The organism is Changchengzhania lutea, from assembly GCF_006974145.1.
Taxonomy (GTDB): domain Bacteria; phylum Bacteroidota; class Bacteroidia; order Flavobacteriales; family Flavobacteriaceae; genus Changchengzhania; species Changchengzhania lutea.
Genome location: NZ_CP039456.1, coordinates 1,978,258 through 1,995,424, shown reverse-complemented (window position 1 = coordinate 1,995,424; position 17,167 = coordinate 1,978,258). Strand labels below are relative to the sequence as shown.

The following is a 17,167-nucleotide window of genomic DNA, read 5'->3' as shown; positions in this document are numbered from 1 at the left end:
GAATTTACAATCTTAATAAAAAATTATCTTTATTGAGTCCGTTAGTGTGGTATTGCCAATTAATGGTGACCACTTCTGATAATACTTTTTTAAGTGTTTTGAAATCACTTGGCTTTTTAATGTAGATGTTGGCACCCAAAACAAAGGTTTTTTCAATGTCTTCTTCTGAGGCCGATGTTGAATAAATGGCAACTGATATGTCGTTAAACTTAGGATTATCCTTAATCTCTTTTAAACATTCTATCCCATTTTTTCTTGGCATGTTTAAATCTAGAAACAGAACATGTGGTAACACGACATCGTCTCCGTTTAAATAATCCATTAAATAAACCCCATCATTAAAGGTGTTCACTTTAGTAGTGATCTTTAATTCATCGAATGCATCGGTAAAAAATAATCTATCGTCTTCATCATCATCTGCTAAAATTACTTTTATATAATCTGAATCCATAACTTTGTTTTATTACTGATTTAGTTCACGCCTTTTAGTTATAATACGCTGAAATGCCGAAGGTGTTATGCCTGTCGTGTTTTTAAATTGTGAGCTTAAATGTGCTACACTAGAATAATTGAGCCTGAATGCAATTTCGGTAAGACTCAAATTTTCCTTAATAATAAGTTGTTTTGTGCGTTCTATTTTTTGAAGAATGGTAAAGTTTTCAATAGATGTGTAAGTTACCTCTGTAAAAAGGTTTGAAAGATAGCCATAACTATGCCCTAATGCTTCTGCTAAATAAGCAGAACTTTTCACATTTACCACCGTATCATCGTTAAACACCATATCTACAATAGTGTCCTTGATTTTCTGCACGAGTATACTTTTTTGATTTTCTACAATAGTAATGTTGTATTCGTTTAAAGCACTAACAAAGGCATTATAGGTTTCTGGTGAAATTTTTTGTAGCAACTCTACTTCTCCAAAACCAATAATTTTGTGAGGTATGTTAAACTCGTTGAGCTTTTCTTCTAAAACCGCTTTACAAACGGCATTAAAATCAAATTTAATGTTTATTACCATGCTAACATTTATGCCGCAATTTAGCATAAAAAAATGATGTAAAAAACAGGATCGTTATAATGGGTTTAAATGCAGACCCTTAAACGTAAATCATAGTTTAGACAAGCTTTTAATAAGTGCTTTATCTTTTTCTTCTAAAATTGTTAATTCAAAAGTCTCTCCTATACTTTCTCCCTCTATCAAACGGAAGTCTTTTACCACAGATGTATCTGTAACATAAAGCGTAAGAGGTTCATTGTTTTCTGTATTTGTAAAAAAGAATATTTCCCCTTCGTAGGCATCAAATACTGCAGTAATGGTTGATGTTTTATCAGTATCAACAGATACATCTTTAGGTTGAGTAATGGCAAGGGTAACAACACTCATAAGTATTAAAATTGATTTCATAACGATTAGGATTTTATAATTAACATTCTCATACAAAGATAGAAAGACATCCCTCTTTATTTGTTACACAATTAAAGAGGCTTATTATATAATTATAATTTCGATAGAGTCCTTTTTAATAGATTGAATGCTATAGTTTTGTAACCGCCCCTAATAACAAGCAGATGAATGGCTTAGATGGATTTTATACCGAATTGCCAAAACATTCTATAAGTCTTATAGATTTATACAGAAATGAAAGTTTCTTTAAAACCGTGCCAGAAAGTTGGCATGTTATCCATATCTGTGTGAAACCAATTTCAACAAGCCTAACACAAAATCATTATAAAGACGTAAACGTTACTACTACTGGAACAATTATTACAGTGCTTAATACATTGAAGCGACTTGATATCAATTTAACTATTCCTTATTTTTTTAGCGGAAGCTCCTCTACCTTTATAATTCCAGATACTATATTAGCTTCCATTTTAAGCGCCCTGGAAAGCTATAAAAATCACATTAAGAAAATATTAGATTTCCACTTAGATTTTGGACATGCTCCAAGTTGTGAGGTTTGTGATGAAGATCATTCCATCAGAATTGCAAAACTAAGACATAATGAATTTCTAACCACACCGGTAATATTAGGAAATGGCTTAAAACTAGTGGAAAATAAAATTAAAGAAGGATTTGAATTCTTTAAAAGAAACGAAAACAGTAGAGAAGATTTAAATTTAGATGGTTTAGAATGCAGATGGGATGAAATTTTACCCGCTAATCCTGAAAACAAAATAATTTGTTTACTGGTAAAGTGCCACGATGAAAAAGAGCAGGCAAAAACATTTGGAAAAATAATTGGCGAAATAGATTATTTGTTTGGTGATTTAAACACAAGAAATCCAATTACTACATCTAATTTAAGATTAGATAAATCTATTGGTAAGATAAAAAAGGAGATGCTGGTTAGAATAGGACATAATAATAATTACCTAGTAAGCAATTGGTTAATTACCTTCTTTAGTACCTATTATTTTAAATTTTTCACCAAGGGAAAACATTATTTGCACAAAATAACACAGTTATCCGACACTTTAAAACTAGATGGCACCATTAGTACTGTTATTTCTGGTCATCCAAAACAAATAAATAAGCTCACTATATTTTTGGATAATTTAGAATCTAAAAATTCTATTGAATATAGCATGCACATTACTCGTGCATCCATCATGTCCTGCTATGTGCAAGATAGAAATGAAAACCATATTCATTTTATTGATGGTGCAGATGGAGGTCATTCAGCCGCCGAATTACATTTACTTAGAAAATTTAAAAATAAGAACACCTACTTTTAAGGCAACTACCCCACTAATAATGGTGTGCTATCTTCTAGTTTAAGATATGTGTTAATTTTGCCTAACTGTTTATTCAATATGGCATAGGTTTTAGAGTTTACTGTATTGGTAGCCATTTCTGTAATAACAAGACGCCAAAAACCTTCATCAATTTTACCGCATTCGCTCTCAATTACTTGATCATGTATTGAAACAGATAAGGTTTTAGGAGAATAACTTTCATTCTCTAATTTCTGCCTATTAGTAGGTCTTAATGAATACACATCTGTTAGCTCTTCCAAGTAATTTAAGGCTGATAATATAAAATCTGTAGTAATGTCTTGTTTAATGTCTAGCCAATAATATAAGCGTGTATTATCCGTCTTTAACTTCAATGTTTCGTAAGCAAACTCAGCTTCCATACTTGCATTGATAACGTTCTGCAAAGACTTAATTTCCTGTTTTACTACTTTACTGGTTTTCATAAGGCTATTATTAGTTTTATTCTAAATCTAGATGCAAAGTTTCTTTAAATATGGTCTTAATAACTTTAAAAAGGAACCATCCCAATAGCATCCCAATTGCTACATTAATCATAATTATAAAATTTTAAGTTCTATGCTTTGAGGACATATATTATTTGATACAAATCTAGTACAAGTTACCGTTCGTCGATTTATATAGTTTTAATTGAAAGTTATAAGATTTTAAGGTTTTTGAAAAAAAGTTATAATCAATTGGCATTATAAAAAGTCCACTGCAAGTCATCAATTCAAGCACGTTAAAAAATAACTTTCTGGATATAAATGTTGATTTTCACTCTGGGCTTTAAAAAATCCTATAATAATACTCATATTATGTTATAGCATCCACATAATAGTTTGATAAAGTCAAACGCCCTAATAAATCAAAAATACATTACCAAGATTGGAGTAATCCGCTAGTTTTTTTTAATTATTCCTAATAAGAATTCATCAAACCAAAAAATTCAATAAATCTTTTACACACCTGCGTTCCTTAACCTAAGCTTTACTACATTTATAGTTAATTTTCATTAGATTATTACCATGTCTGTAGAGCCAAAACTAACACGATTTAAGCAAAATGTATTGTCTAAATATCAAATATACAATAGTATATTTATGACCTTACCTTTTGATACTATTACCAAAACCGGGGTACTTTTGCCGCTATTTCACGAAACCTGTAAAAATGGATTTGCAAAAGGAGATGACCCGACAACTATTGTAGACACGTTTTTCAAAAAATACCAAGCCAGACGTAACGAGGAGAGCAAAATAAATTTGTTGTTTAGATTCATTCAGTATATTGAACGTCAAGTGGTTTTATTTGATGCCATTGAAGATGCTGCGTTTCCAGTTGTTAATAATATGGAAGGAATTGGCACGCTAAGGAACCTTAAAGAATCGGCTACCGCAGAAAACAAATTGGAAGATTTACAGAATTACCTTGAAGAATTTAAAGTTCGCATTGTATTAACGGCGCATCCCACTCAATTTTATCCAGGTTCAGTTTTAGGAATAATCACAGATTTAACTCAGGCTATTAAGGATAATAATCTATCTAAAATTAATAACCTTTTTGGACAATTAGGAAAAACACCTTTCTTTAAAAGGGAAAAGCCGACGCCTTACGATGAAGCAATAAGCTTGATCTGGTATTTAGAAAATGTGTTTTATGAGTCCTTCGGAAACATTTACAACTACATTCAACAAAATATTTATGACGACAGTAAAAAACACAATGAGATTATAAATATTGGTTTTTGGCCAGGTGGCGATCGTGATGGAAACCCGTTTGTAAAACCAGACACCACTATAAAAGTAGCAAAAAAATTAAAGCAAGCTATTTTGAAAAAATATTACGGCGACCTTAAAAATCTAAGGCGCAAACTTACTTTTAAAGGGGTTGAAGAACGCATTGTAAGATTAGAAACCATTTTATATAATTACAGTATTAATTTAAGCACACCCAATGCGATCTCAGCAAAGGAATTAATTAGGGAATTATTAAGTATAAGAAATCTTATTGTTAAAGAACATCAGTCGTTGTACGTTAACGATATTAATAACTTGATAAACCGAGTACATCTTTTTGGGTATAATTTTGCAACTTTAGATATTAGGCAAGATAGCAGAATACACCATGCCGTTTTTACCACCGTAATTGATCAATTGATTGAAAATGGCAGTAAATCGTTCCCTAAAAACTATCATGATTTAACTGAAGAAGCTCAAATTAAAATTCTTTCTGAAGTAGAAAATGAGTCTATCGATGTCAATATATTTAAGGATGAAATGGTATTTAATACCTTAAAAACCATTGAAGGCATTAAAGAGATTCAAGCTTCGAACGGTGAAGCTGGTGCAAATCGTTACATTATAAGCAACAACCAAACTGCTTTAAATGTGATGCAGCTTTTTGCAATGCTTAAAATAGTAGCATTTCAAGATGAATTAACGGTAGATGTTGTGCCGCTTTTTGAAACTATTACAGATTTGGAAAATGCACCAGCGGTTATGGAACAACTCTATTCAAACCCAACCTACAAAGCGCATTTAAACAATCGCGGCAATAAACAAACCATCATGCTAGGGTTCTCTGACGGCACTAAGGATGGCGGGTATTTAATGGCCAACTGGGGGATTTATAAAGCGAAGGAATTGCTTACCGGAATGTCTAGAAAATACGATATTACAGCAATATTTTTTGATGGCCGTGGCGGCCCTCCGGCGAGAGGCGGCGGAAAAACACATCAGTTTTATGCGTCTTTGGGGCCTACCATTGAGGATAAAGAAGTACAACTTACGATACAAGGGCAAACGATTAGTTCCAATTTTGGAACCTTGGATTCTTCACAGTATAACTTAGAACAATTAATAAGTTCTGGCATCAATAATCGATTAGGGAAAGATAGAACGGCCATGTTTTCAGACGATAAAGTAGTGATGACCAATTTAGCTGAAACCAGCTACCAAACGTATAAAGATTTTAAGAATCATCCCATGTTCATTCCGTATTTAGAGAGAATGAGCACCTTAAAATATTACGCTAAAACCAATATAGGCAGCAGGCCTTCAAAACGATCTAATAATTCTGAGGGCCTAGTTTTTTCAGATTTGCGCGCCATCCCGTTTGTTGGTTCTTGGAGTCAATTAAAACAAAACGTTCCCGGATTTTTTGGGGTTGGTACCGCATTAAAAAAGTATGAAGACCATGACGAATTTTACAAAGTAGAACAACTCTATCATAACTCGAAGTTCTTTAAAACCTTACTCGAAAATAGTATGATGTCTTTAACCAAATCCTTTTTTGATTTGACGAAGTACATGTCTAAAGACGAGGAATTTGGCACCTTTTGGAATATTATTTACGATGAGTATTTAACTACTAAGCGATTACTTTTAAAACTTACTGGTTATACCGAGTTGATGGAAAATGAACCCTCAGGAAAAGCCTCTATTGAAGTACGGGAATCTATCGTTTTACCATTGCTTACTATACAACAGTATGCTTTAAAGAAAATTCAAGAGTTAGAAAAAGCAGAGGTTAAAGATGACGAACAGATCAAAATATTTGAGAAAATTGTAACCCGTTCCTTATTTGGTAATATCAATGCCAGTAGGAATTCGGCTTAAATCATTTAACTTAAAAGAAGCCATCCAATAAACTTTTTTGGTTTTTATAAATTGAAGACCGAACCATCCTTGCTACTTGGAGTTCCCCCTGAGGTCGGAATCAGCGATTTTCAGAAATAATGAGCTAAGGGCAAAGTAAAACAGTTCAATTTAGGATGGAATACATAAACATCTTTAAAAACTAAAATCAAGCATGTACTGGCGAATGCTGCGCAGCAATTTCCCAATAAATCGTTTTGGTCTTTTGGTTCTTTAGCATCAAGGCAAAAGAACAAAGAAAAGTAATCTTGTAACTGAAATTGAATGTCAACTATTGCTTAGGGGTTAATCTGTCTCGGGTCTCGGGTCTAGAACTAACACCAATTACAATATAAAATTCGCTTAAAAATTCGACTATATTGCAAAACCTTTGATAGCTACCAGAAGGATTTCTATTGTTATCCCAAAAAGAAAAAGAACACCTTGTAATTAAACAAAGGCATCCTTTAACACTAACTAAACTAAATTTTTATATTTTAATGTTCATTTAATCTAAAATCTGGATAGGCATCCATACCGTGTTCGTGTGTATCTAATCCTTCTAATTCTTCTCTTTCAGAAACCCTGATTCCCATAGTTTTCTTAAGAATGAATATAATAATGAATGACGATACAATACAAAATGCAGCATAGCATCCAACCCCAATTAATTGGCTCACAAATTGATCCATGCCTGCCAACTCACCAAATATACCAACAGCTAATGTGCCCCAAATACCACAAATTAAATGCACGGCAATGGCTCCAACAGGATCATCTAATTTTATTCTATCTATAAAACTCACCGCAAACACTATGATTGCCCCAGCTATAGTACCAATTAAAATGGCATCGGTTGGGCCCATTTGATCTGCTCCTGCAGTAATACCGACTAAGCCTCCAAGAATACCATTAAGGAACATAGTTAAATCCAAGTTTTTATATAGCGCTGTTGAAACCAGCATAGCTACAACACCACCAGCGGCGGCGGCTAAACACGTGGTGACTAAGGTCAATGAGGTTAACGCAGGATCTGCCGATAGCACAGATCCACCATTAAATCCGAACCAACCTAACCATAAAACAAGTACGCCAGCAGTAGCGATTGGAATATTATGCCCTGGTATGGCTTGTGGTTTACCATTTTTAAATTTTCCAATTCTAGACCCTAATAACCATACAGCTACCAGCGCTGCCCATCCACCAACGGAGTGCACTAATGTAGATCCTGCAAAGTCATAAAACCCTAGTTCATCTAAGAAACCACCACCCCATTTCCATGATCCGGCAATTGGGTAAACGAATCCTACGTATACGACTGCAAAAATCATAAATGGAACAATCTTCATGCGTTCGGCTACAGCCCCAGAAACAATGGTAGCTGCAGTTGCCGCAAACATCCCTTGAAATAAGAAATCTGTCCAATAGGTATAGCCTTCATTATAAGTTAAATCTGCCGCTGCGGTTGCATCCAATCCAAAACCTGCAAAACCTAAAAAGCCGTTAAATTCACCTGGATACATTAAATTAAAGCCTACTAGGCAATATAAAAGTAGCCCTACGGTAATAATAAATATATTTTTAAAAAGTATGTTAATTGTATTTTTTTGCCTCGTTAATCCTATTTCCAAGAACGCGAATCCTAAATGCATAAAGAATACGAGTGCCGTACAGATCATCATCCATACATTATTTGTTGTAAGTAATTCCATGTTTATAGTATTATGTTAGATGATTATTATTTTAAGGTTTCTCCGCCTTTGGCTCCTGTTCTAATTCGGTAACATTCGTTTATATCTGATACAAAAATTTTACCGTCTCCTACATCTCCAGTTGCAGCTGAACTTAAAATGGCTTGAATAGTCTTTTCTGCAAAATCATCATTCACTACTATAGAAAGGTATCTGCGTTGAATATCGCTAGTGCTGTAAGTCACCCCACGATATACATGTCCTTCCTTTTCATTCCCTAGACCGGTAACATCCCAGTAGGAGAAGAAATTCACGCCAACATCGTGAAGGGCTTCTTTAACCACACGATACTTTGACTTCCTAATGATTGCTTCAATTTTTTTCATAATGTTAATGTTTTATAATTTTTAGCGTTAGTATTTAAGAGCATAGAGCCGCAAGGCTTTATGCTCTCTCTTTTTTATTTTTTAGAATGAGTAGATAGCAGCTAATGTAAAGGCAGCTAAACTCTCTGAAGCAGCACCATCAGAATCAAAATATGGTTCATCATTACTCCAAGAATCCAATCTAATTTCTGGCTTGATAATTAAGTTTTCCAAAGTATAGCTACCTGTTAAGGTGGCAGCAAATACACTTGGTAAATCATCAACATCTTTTGCATGATATCCAAAGAGCTCTCCTCTTAATCCTATACTAAAAGCATCAGATGTTGCAAATTGAGGATATAACGCTGCGCCATAGAAACCAGCATCGTCGCTCGTTTGATATGCACCATTAATACCTAAGAAGAACGCATCAGATAAATCGAAGCCACCTGTGTAATCTATTTCAAAACCTAAAACCTCGTCATCATCATAATAAAGATTTAAGAATTGTCCTGCATAGCCTAGTTGCGCTCCTAAAGCGTAACCACCAGTCATGTTATTATTAACATCCGTTGGATTCATAAAAGCAAGCATCAAGCTAAAATCTTCACTTAAAGAAAAATCAGCTTTTAATCCAACATGCGAAAATGGTCCGCTTGAAAACAAATAAGATGTACTGTAGTTGAAATTTCCAACTGGAGAGATCACCTCATACCCTAAAAACGTATTAAAACGTCCAATAGTTAACGTCGTTCCTTCAGACACATTCCAGTAAGCATACAATTGGTTTAAATAGTAACCTTCATTTCCCATTCCTAGATCTTGACCAATTGCAGCATCGCCTCTTGGTCCAAAAACCACATCAGCAACAACGCCTGTTTTTTCGCCTTCATAAGAGGCAATAATATTTGCCATACCTAAAGCAAAACCAGTTTCATCTGCAAATGAGGTACCAAAGGATTGTCCAGAGGTATCTGGAGCAGTCAAAAGTGTTTGGTAGTACGTATCTACACTACCGCTAATAGACACTTTTTTTGCTGGCTCCTCTTCTTGAGCAAATAATACTGTCGCCATGAGAAGCATTGAAAGTGTAATAATTTTTTTCATAATCTTAAATTTTAGTTAATTAATTTCTTGGTTATCATACTTAAGAATGGCTCAAAACTATATCAAAAACATTTAACCCCCATAAAAAATAGGGGTAATTGATTAATTTTTATAGATTTTATATTTTTTACCCTAATTTTTTATAGGTATTATGTTTATTTGTTTGTTTATTGATTTATCAACAACAATGGAATATGAATTATTGTCAGTCTTTTCCATTTTTTAATAGCTTTCTTTTTAATAAATTCAGCTTTCTTTCAATTTAATTCACAGATTCATAAATATTGTTTATTATTTCACGTTTGAACATTTATCAAAAAACCGCAAAAATTTTAGCAGATAATTACTAATCGCTTGACTTCACTTTAAAAATCGGAATAATGAAATGGCTATAGCTATAGTTTTAAATCTCCTGCATATCTTAGCTGTAGAGTCGCTTTTTTGAATTAAAATACTGATGATTATGCTGAAGAAACAAGGAATGTATCTGCCTGAATTTGAACACGATAATTGTGGCGCAGGTTTTATTTGTAGCTTAAAAGGAATTAAGTCCAATGACATTATACACAAGGCCCTTGAAATTCTAGAAAAACTAGAACATCGAGGAGCGGTTAGTGCTGATGGTAAAACGGGTGATGGCGCAGGTATATTAATTGATATTCCTCATGATTTTTTTGTAGAAAATTGCGGTTTCAAATTACCAAAAGCAGGTCAATATGGTACGAGTAATGTTTTTTTACCAAAAAAGGAAAATCAACAAAAATATTGTATTGATGTCTTTGAAAAACATATTGAAGCGCAGGGGCTTACCGTTATTGGTTGGAGAAATGTGCCTGTTGATGAAACCGTACTAGGTGAAATTGCAGCTACTACACAACCCTTTATAAAACAAATATTTATTGGAAAAGAACATGCAGAGCAGGACGATTTCCAATTCAATCTAAAAATGTTTATCGCTAGAAAAAAAGCAGAGCATGAAATTCTAGGCTCAAAACTTTCTGAAAGCTCATACTTCTACCTTCCTAGTTTATCGACAAAAATAATTATTTACAAAGGGCTTTTAGTCCCTGAGGATATCAAGCTTTTTTATAAAGATTTAAATGATTCTTCCTTTGTAACCAGATTGGCTTTAGTGCATCAACGGTTCTCAACAAACACCTTCCCAACTTGGGATTTGGCGCAACCGTTTAGATACATGTGCCATAACGGTGAAATAAATACGCTTAGAGGTAACATTGCAAGGATGTACTCACGTCAAGAGCTTATGCAGAGTGCGTGGTTTGGTGATGATATAAAAACTATTTTACCAATTGTACTTCCTGGTAAATCAGATTCTGCTTCTATGGATATGGTGGTAGAATTATTACTTATGACAGGACGTTCTTTACCCGAAGTTATGATGATGTTGGTACCAGAAGCCTGGGAAAAAAACCCGGCCATGTCTGAGGCTAAAAAAGCGTTTTATGAGTTTAATTCCTGTCTTATGGAACCCTGGGATGGTCCTGCTTCTATTCCTTTCACAGATGGCAATTATATAGGCGCTGTATTAGATAGAAACGGATTGCGCCCTTCGCGTTATACGGTGACTAAAGGCGGTTATGTTATTATGTCTTCAGAAACTGGAGTGATTGATATTGAGCCTAAAAATGTGGAATATCACGGCAGATTGGAACCTGGTAAAATGTTTTTGGTAGACATGAATCAAGGACGCATTATTAACGATGAAGAAATTAAAGAAGAAATCGCATCAAGACATCCCTATAAAAAATGGCTAGATGACAATTTAGTACATCTAAAAGACATTCCTTATAATGATTGTCCGGTGTTTTTTAATGAAGAAAACTTAACGAAGCGACAAGTTATTTTCGGGTACACCGAAGAAGATATAAACACAATTATTCTACCGATGGCACAAGGTGGCAAAGAACCCATTGGCTCCATGGGTAACGATACGCCACTTGCTGTTTTGTCTGAAAGACCTCAACTTATATATAACTACTTCAAACAGCTGTTTGCTCAGGTAACCAATCCGCCATTAGATGGTATTAGAGAAGAATTAATCACAGATATTAGTTTAACTCTAGGTAGCGATGTGAATATTTTCGATTTCAATGAAGATCACAGTAAAAAGCTCAAAATTAATAATCCTGTTATTTCAAAACAGGATTTAGACAAAATAAAAAGCTATCATAATCCCGACTTTAAAGTCACCTCGGTGTCAACACTTTATGATATCAATAAGGGACACAATGGTCTAGAAGAGGCTCTAGAAGATACATTGTCCTGTGTTTCAAAAGCCATTGATAAAGGTACTAATATCGTAATCCTTTCAGATAGAAATGTGAATAAGGATAAAGCACCAATCCCCGCTTTATTAGCATGTTCCTATATCAATAGTGCGCTGAGAACCTTAGGGAAGCGCTCTCGGGTAAGCATCATTATTGAATCGGCAGAACCGCGTGAGGTGCATCATTTTGCATTACTTTTTGGTTATGGAGCCAGTGCCATAAACCCCTATATGGTTAATGAAATTATAGAAGACAGAATTAAAGATTTAAACACTTCGATGGAACCTTTGGAAGCGGTCGAGAATTATAACAAAGCTGTTGGAAAAGGTATTTTAAAAGTGATGAACAAAATTGGGATCTCAACACTTAACTCCTACAGAGGTTCACAATTATTTGAGTGTATTGGAATTAATACCACCGTAGTAAATACATATTTCCCTAATACAGCCACAAGAATTCAAGGGATTGGATTGCATGAAATTGAAAAGGAAATTAGTAAGCGTTACAAAAATGCTTTTAAAGAACGGCAAATTGCTGCAGATTTAGATTTAGAGGTAGGCGGACAATACAGATGGAGAAGAAACGGTGAGCATCACATGTTTAATCCGTTAACCATTGCAAAACTGCAAGAATCTGTTAGAACCAATAAACACAGTTCTTACAAAGAATACTCAGAATTAATAAACAATCAATCTAAACAGTTAATGACGATTAGAGGCTTGTTTGAATTTACAAATTACGATCCTATTTCTATAGATGAAGTGGAGCCTTGGACAGAGATCGTAAAACGATTTAAAACGGGCGCCATGTCTTATGGATCCATCAGTAAAGAAGCCCATGAAAATTTGGCGGTTGCCATGAATAGAATTGGCGGAAAAAGTAATTCTGGCGAAGGAGGTGAAGATGAAGATCGTTTTTATAAGGATGCTAATGGTGATTGGAAAAATAGTGCCATCAAACAAGTGGCATCGGGACGTTTCGGCGTGACGTCAAACTATTTGACAAATGCTTCAGAAATTCAAATAAAAATGGCGCAGGGAGCCAAACCCGGTGAAGGCGGACAATTGCCCGGACCTAAGGTGAATCCTGATATCGCAAAAACCAGAAATTCCACACCTTATGTGGGATTAATCTCCCCACCGCCCCACCATGATATTTATTCTATTGAAGATTTGTCTCAATTGATATATGATTTAAAGTCTGCCAATCGTGAAGCACGCATTAATGTGAAACTCGTTTCTGAAGTTGGCGTAGGAACAGTAGCTGCGGGTGTTGCGAAAGCAAAGGCTGATGTGGTATTGATTTCTGGACATGATGGCGGTACAGGAGCATCTCCATTAACCTCATTAAAACATGCTGGATTACCTTGGGAATTGGGCTTAGCTGAAGCACAACAGACCTTGGTAATGAATAACCTGAGAAATCGAATTGTAGTCGAGTGTGACGGTCAGTTGAAAACAGGAAGAGATGTCGCCGTTGCCTGTCTACTAGGCGCCGAAGAATTCGGTTTTGCAACAGCTCCGTTGGTAGCTTCGGGTTGTATTATGATGCGTGTATGCCATCTAAATACTTGTCCCGTAGGTATCGCCACTCAAAATCCAGAACTACGTAAAAAATTTCAGGGTAAGCCAGAACACGTTGTAAATTTCATGTATTTCATCGCTCAAGAGCTAAGGGAAATCATGGCACAACTCGGTTTTAAAACGGTAAATGACATGGTCGGACAGGTACAAAAACTGAATCGAAGTAAAACCATTGAGCATTACAAAGCTGTGGGTATTGACTTGTCTCCCATTTTGCATCAAGTGACTGTTCCAGAAGGAACCGTTTTGTATAATACAGACCAACAAGACCACCAATTAGAAAAATCATTGGATTTCAAAATTATAAATCAAGCACATCCTGCCATTTTCAGAAAGGAAAAAATAGTTTTAGAATCCAAAATCAATAATATGGACCGTGCTTTTGGCGCCCTTTTAAGTAATGAAATCTCGAAGATATATGGTGCACAGGGACTGCCAGAAAACACATTGAAGGTAAACTTCTCTGGTTCGGCAGGACAAAGTTTTGGGGCATTTTCCACAAAAGGCCTAACTCTAGTGGTAAGCGGAAATACCAACGATTATCTCGGAAAGGGATTGTCTGGCGCCAAATTGATTATTAAAGTACCCGAAGAATCTACTATTATTCCAGAGCAAAATGTTATTGTGGGCAATGTTGCGCTTTACGGAGCTACCGCTGGGGAAGCTTATATTAATGGAAAAGCTGGGGAACGTTTTTGTGTTAGAAATTCAGGAGCGAAAGCAGTTGTTGAAGGGATTGGCGATCATGGTTGTGAATATATGACTGGTGGTATTGCTGTTATCTTGGGAGAAGTTGGTAGGAATTTTGGTGCTGGTATGAGTGGTGGAATCGCCTTTGTCTATGATACCAACAACACTTTTAAAAGTAACTGTAATAGCGAAGGCCTAAACCTAGATCCTGTAACAGAAAACGAAGACATTCAGACATTAAAAGATTTAATTGAAAATCATTATAATGCCACATTAAGTCCGCTAGCACAACGCATACTCGAAAAATGGGAAACGGAATTGCCAAAATTCATAAAAGTACTTCCAGAAGAATATAGACAAGCCTTGCTTAGATTAGAAGAAGAAAACCTTATAACACTTTAATACTATGGGAAAGATAACAGGATTTATGGAGTTTCAAAGAGAGGTTGAGCAGTATGACGCTGTAGATAAGCGCTTAACGAATTATAAGGAATTCACCCAACCCATGGACGAAAAAGCGTTGAGAAATCAAGGTGCTCGGTGTATGGATTGTGGGATTCCGTTTTGTCATAGCGGCTGCCCATTAGGAAACCTAATTCCCGATTTTAATGATAATGTTTACAAAGGAAAATGGAAAGAAGCAGCAAAAATTTTGCATTCTACAAATAACTTCCCAGAGTTTACAGGCCGATTATGTCCGGCACCGTGCGAAGAAGCGTGTGTTTTAGGTATTAATGAAGATCCCGTAACCATTGAAAATATTGAGAAAAATATTGTAGAACAAGCCTTTAAGGAAGGTTGGATTACAGCACAACCACCACTTAATAGAACAGAAAAATCAGTAGCTGTTATTGGATCAGGCCCTTCTGGTTTAGCAGCAGCACAACAATTAAACAGAGCGGGACATCAGGTGACTGTGTTTGAGCGCGATGCTAAAGTAGGTGGCTTATTACGTTATGGCATTCCAGACTTTAAACTTGAGAAGCATATTATAGACAGACGTATTTCTGTTTTGGAAGAAGAAGGTATTATTTTCAAAACCAATGCCCACGTTGGCAAGGATATTAGTATAGACACCTTAAGAGAAGAATTTAGTGCTATTGTGCTTTGTGGTGGCGCAACCATAAGACGGCCAATCCCTGTTAAAGGTGCCGAATTAAAAGGCGTGCATCAAGCTATGGATTTCTTAAAACAAAACAATCAGCGTGTTGATGGCCTGACTGATTTTGAAGTTATCCTCACAGCAAAAGATAAAAACGTTATTGTTATTGGTGGTGGTGATACAGGGTCTGATTGTATAGGCACATCCAATAGACACGGTGCTAAATCGGTTACAAACTTCGAGATTTTAAGCAAGCCAAGTACGGGCAGACCAGCAAACCAACCATGGCCCTATTGGCCGATGCGTCTACGCACGAGTTCTTCTCACAAAGAAGGGGTTGAACGGTTTTTTAGCATATCCACTAAGGAGTTTTTAGGTGATAACGACGGTAATCTAACCGGGTTAAAAACAGTTGAAGTTGAATGGATTTTTAATAAAGGGCAACGCCCAGAATTAAAAGAACTTCCTGGCACTGAAAAAATATGGGATTGTGATATGGTATTACTAGCCTTAGGTTTTACTGGGCCAGAGAAAACCTTAATAGAACAACTGGGCTTGGAAACAGATTTTAGAACCAATGTAAAAGCCACCACGCATAGTTATGCAACCAATGTTCCTGGTGTTTTCGCAGCAGGCGATATGCGCAGAGGTCAGTCACTAATTGTTTGGGCCATTTCTGAAGGTCGTCAAGCGGCTCATTATGTTGATGCGTATTTGATGGGATCTTCTGATTTACCTCTTAAAGATGATAACGATTTACCACGAGCCTAAAGCTTTCAGCCTCTAAAAATTATTGTTTAAATCCCTGTTATTTTTGAGCCAGTGAATTTTGGTACATAAATTCCTCACATTTCACTACCATGTTTTTGCTTCCGCAGATAAATGGTACACGTTCGTGAAGCTCTGTGGGCTGAATATCCATAATTCTGGTAAATCCATCACTGGCCTTTCCGTTAGCCTGTTCAGCAATGAATGCCATGGGATTACATTCATACAACAATCGTAGTTTACCATTCGAATTTAATGAACTTTTAGGATATAAATAGATTCCCCCTTTAATCATGTTTCTATGAAAATCTGACACTAATGATCCGATGTACCTAGAGGTATATGGGCGATCACCTTCTTCCTGCTGGCAGTATTTAATGTAGTTTTTAACGCCTTGTGGAAAATGAATATAATTGCCTTCATTAACCGAATATATATTTCCATCCTCTGGAAACTCCATATTGGGATGCGATAAATAAAAGGATCCGATAGCAGGGTTCAATGTAAAACCATTTACACCATCTCCCGTTGTATAAACCAACATGGTAGACGTCCCATAAACCACATAGCCCGCAGCAACTTGCTGACTTCCTTTTTGTAAAAAGTCCTTTAAGGACACAGGAGTACCAACAGGTGAAACTCTTCGGTATATAGAAAAAATAGTCCCCACAGACACATTCACATCAATATTTGAGGAACCGTCCAAAGGATCTATTAAAACAATATATTTATTTTGGTGATTTTCATCTTGACTGTTAATCGCAATAAAATCATCTTCTTCTTCACTAGCAATTCCGCAAACAATATTTCTATTTGTTAACGTTTGAATAAATTTTTCATTCGCATAAACATCTAATTTTTGTTGATCCTCACCTTGAATATTCACATCCCCTGCAACACCAATAATGTCTACAAGGCCTGCCTTATTAACTTCATGATTTACAACCTTTGCCGCCAACCTAATGGAGTTTATCAAGCTTGATAATTCCCCAGAGGAATACTTAAAAGAAGCTTGATTTTCAATAATAAATTCTCCTAAGGTTTGCTTTTTATGGGTCATAAGTGTATTAGTTTGCTTTGTACAAATATCTGTTAATTTTTAATGAACTACAACGTTTTCGCAAAAGATTAATGCCTTTAAATATTGAACTTTAAACTATATTTGAAATAATTACACG

The 17,167-nt window shown here is 35.5% G+C and carries 12 protein-coding genes; 4 read left to right on the top strand and 8 right to left on the bottom strand.

The window, feature by feature from the left end; translation table 11 throughout:
• Positions 1–4: 4 nt before the first annotated feature.
• From FAF07_RS09125 to FAF07_RS09115, 3 genes are all read right to left on the bottom strand, one after another.
• The gene (locus tag FAF07_RS09125; protein WP_142784816.1) at positions 5–451 is read right to left on the bottom strand and encodes a response regulator; all 447 of its coding nucleotides are present in this window, start codon (positions 449–451) and stop codon (positions 5–7) included.
• Between the two features lie 12 nt (positions 452–463).
• On the bottom strand, positions 464–1,018 hold the full coding sequence (locus FAF07_RS09120) for a helix-turn-helix domain-containing protein (RefSeq protein WP_142784815.1): 555 nt from the start codon (positions 1,016–1,018) through the stop codon (positions 464–466).
• Between the two features lie 90 nt (positions 1,019–1,108).
• A complete protein-coding gene (locus FAF07_RS09115; protein WP_142784814.1) occupies positions 1,109–1,405 on the bottom strand; it encodes a hypothetical protein in 297 nt (98 codons plus the stop codon).
• A gap of 164 nt (positions 1,406–1,569) precedes the next feature.
• Here FAF07_RS09115 and FAF07_RS09110 point away from each other — a divergent pair, with 164 nt between their 5' ends.
• A complete protein-coding gene (locus FAF07_RS09110) occupies positions 1,570–2,739 on the top strand; it encodes a DUF3095 family protein (protein WP_142784813.1) in 1,170 nt (389 codons plus the stop codon).
• A 5-nt stretch (positions 2,740–2,744) separates the two neighbouring features.
• Here the strand turns inward: FAF07_RS09110 and FAF07_RS09105 are convergent, their stop codons facing one another.
• Positions 2,745–3,203 (bottom strand): hypothetical protein, encoded by a 459-nt coding sequence (locus FAF07_RS09105; protein WP_142784812.1) that lies wholly within the window; start codon positions 3,201–3,203, stop codon positions 2,745–2,747.
• A gap of 582 nt (positions 3,204–3,785) precedes the next feature.
• On the opposite strand from FAF07_RS09105, the gene FAF07_RS09100 reads away from it, so the two are divergent.
• Complete coding sequence (locus tag FAF07_RS09100) at positions 3,786–6,377, top strand: phosphoenolpyruvate carboxylase (protein WP_142784811.1); 2,592 nt, start codon at positions 3,786–3,788, stop codon at positions 6,375–6,377.
• A gap of 515 nt (positions 6,378–6,892) precedes the next feature.
• On the opposite strand, the gene FAF07_RS09095 is transcribed toward FAF07_RS09100, so the two are convergent.
• The 3 genes from FAF07_RS09095 to FAF07_RS09085 form a co-directional block, all read right to left on the bottom strand.
• Positions 6,893–8,107 carry an ammonium transporter gene (locus tag FAF07_RS09095; protein WP_142784810.1) on the bottom strand — a complete coding sequence of 405 codons (1,215 nt, stop codon included), beginning with the start codon at positions 8,105–8,107 and terminating at the stop codon, positions 6,893–6,895.
• Between the two features lie 26 nt (positions 8,108–8,133).
• Positions 8,134–8,472, bottom strand: coding sequence for a P-II family nitrogen regulator (locus tag FAF07_RS09090; RefSeq protein ID WP_142784809.1), 339 nt, complete (start codon positions 8,470–8,472; stop codon positions 8,134–8,136).
• A gap of 81 nt (positions 8,473–8,553) precedes the next feature.
• On the bottom strand, positions 8,554–9,558 hold the full coding sequence (locus FAF07_RS09085) for an outer membrane beta-barrel protein (protein WP_142784808.1): 1,005 nt from the start codon (positions 9,556–9,558) through the stop codon (positions 8,554–8,556).
• Between the two features lie 463 nt (positions 9,559–10,021).
• On the opposite strand from FAF07_RS09085, the gene gltB reads away from it, so the two are divergent.
• Both gltB and FAF07_RS09075 read left to right on the top strand, forming a co-directional pair.
• Positions 10,022–14,521: a glutamate synthase large subunit gene (gene gltB / locus FAF07_RS09080; protein ID WP_221930777.1), complete on the top strand. Its 4,500-nt coding sequence runs from the start codon at positions 10,022–10,024 to the stop codon at positions 14,519–14,521.
• Between the two features lie 4 nt (positions 14,522–14,525).
• A complete protein-coding gene (locus FAF07_RS09075; protein WP_142784807.1) occupies positions 14,526–15,992 on the top strand; it encodes a glutamate synthase subunit beta in 1,467 nt (488 codons plus the stop codon).
• A 37-nt stretch (positions 15,993–16,029) separates the two neighbouring features.
• Here FAF07_RS09075 and fbp read toward each other — a convergent pair whose 3' ends face one another.
• The gene (fbp, locus tag FAF07_RS09070) at positions 16,030–17,049 is read right to left on the bottom strand and encodes a class 1 fructose-bisphosphatase (RefSeq protein WP_142784806.1); all 1,020 of its coding nucleotides are present in this window, start codon (positions 17,047–17,049) and stop codon (positions 16,030–16,032) included.
• Between the last annotated feature and the right edge of the window lie 118 nt (positions 17,050–17,167).

Coding starts and splice junctions, on each gene's coding strand:
- gltB (WP_221930777.1), top strand. CDS start 10,022: ATGCTGAAGAAACAAGGAATGTATCTGCCTGAATTTGAACACGATAAT.
- FAF07_RS09100 (WP_142784811.1), top strand. CDS start 3,786: ATGTCTGTAGAGCCAAAACTAACACGATTTAAGCAAAATGTATTGTCT.
- FAF07_RS09095 (WP_142784810.1), bottom strand. CDS start 8,107: ATGGAATTACTTACAACAAATAATGTATGGATGATGATCTGTACGGCA.
- FAF07_RS09105 (WP_142784812.1), bottom strand. CDS start 3,203: ATGAAAACCAGTAAAGTAGTAAAACAGGAAATTAAGTCTTTGCAGAAC.
- FAF07_RS09075 (WP_142784807.1), top strand. CDS start 14,526: ATGGGAAAGATAACAGGATTTATGGAGTTTCAAAGAGAGGTTGAGCAG.
- FAF07_RS09110 (WP_142784813.1), top strand. CDS start 1,570: ATGAATGGCTTAGATGGATTTTATACCGAATTGCCAAAACATTCTATA.
- fbp (WP_142784806.1), bottom strand. CDS start 17,049: ATGACCCATAAAAAGCAAACCTTAGGAGAATTTATTATTGAAAATCAA.
- FAF07_RS09090 (WP_142784809.1), bottom strand. CDS start 8,472: ATGAAAAAAATTGAAGCAATCATTAGGAAGTCAAAGTATCGTGTGGTT.
- FAF07_RS09120 (WP_142784815.1), bottom strand. CDS start 1,018: ATGGTAATAAACATTAAATTTGATTTTAATGCCGTTTGTAAAGCGGTT.
- FAF07_RS09115 (WP_142784814.1), bottom strand. CDS start 1,405: ATGAAATCAATTTTAATACTTATGAGTGTTGTTACCCTTGCCATTACT.
- FAF07_RS09125 (WP_142784816.1), bottom strand. CDS start 451: ATGGATTCAGATTATATAAAAGTAATTTTAGCAGATGATGATGAAGAC.
- FAF07_RS09085 (WP_142784808.1), bottom strand. CDS start 9,558: ATGAAAAAAATTATTACACTTTCAATGCTTCTCATGGCGACAGTATTA.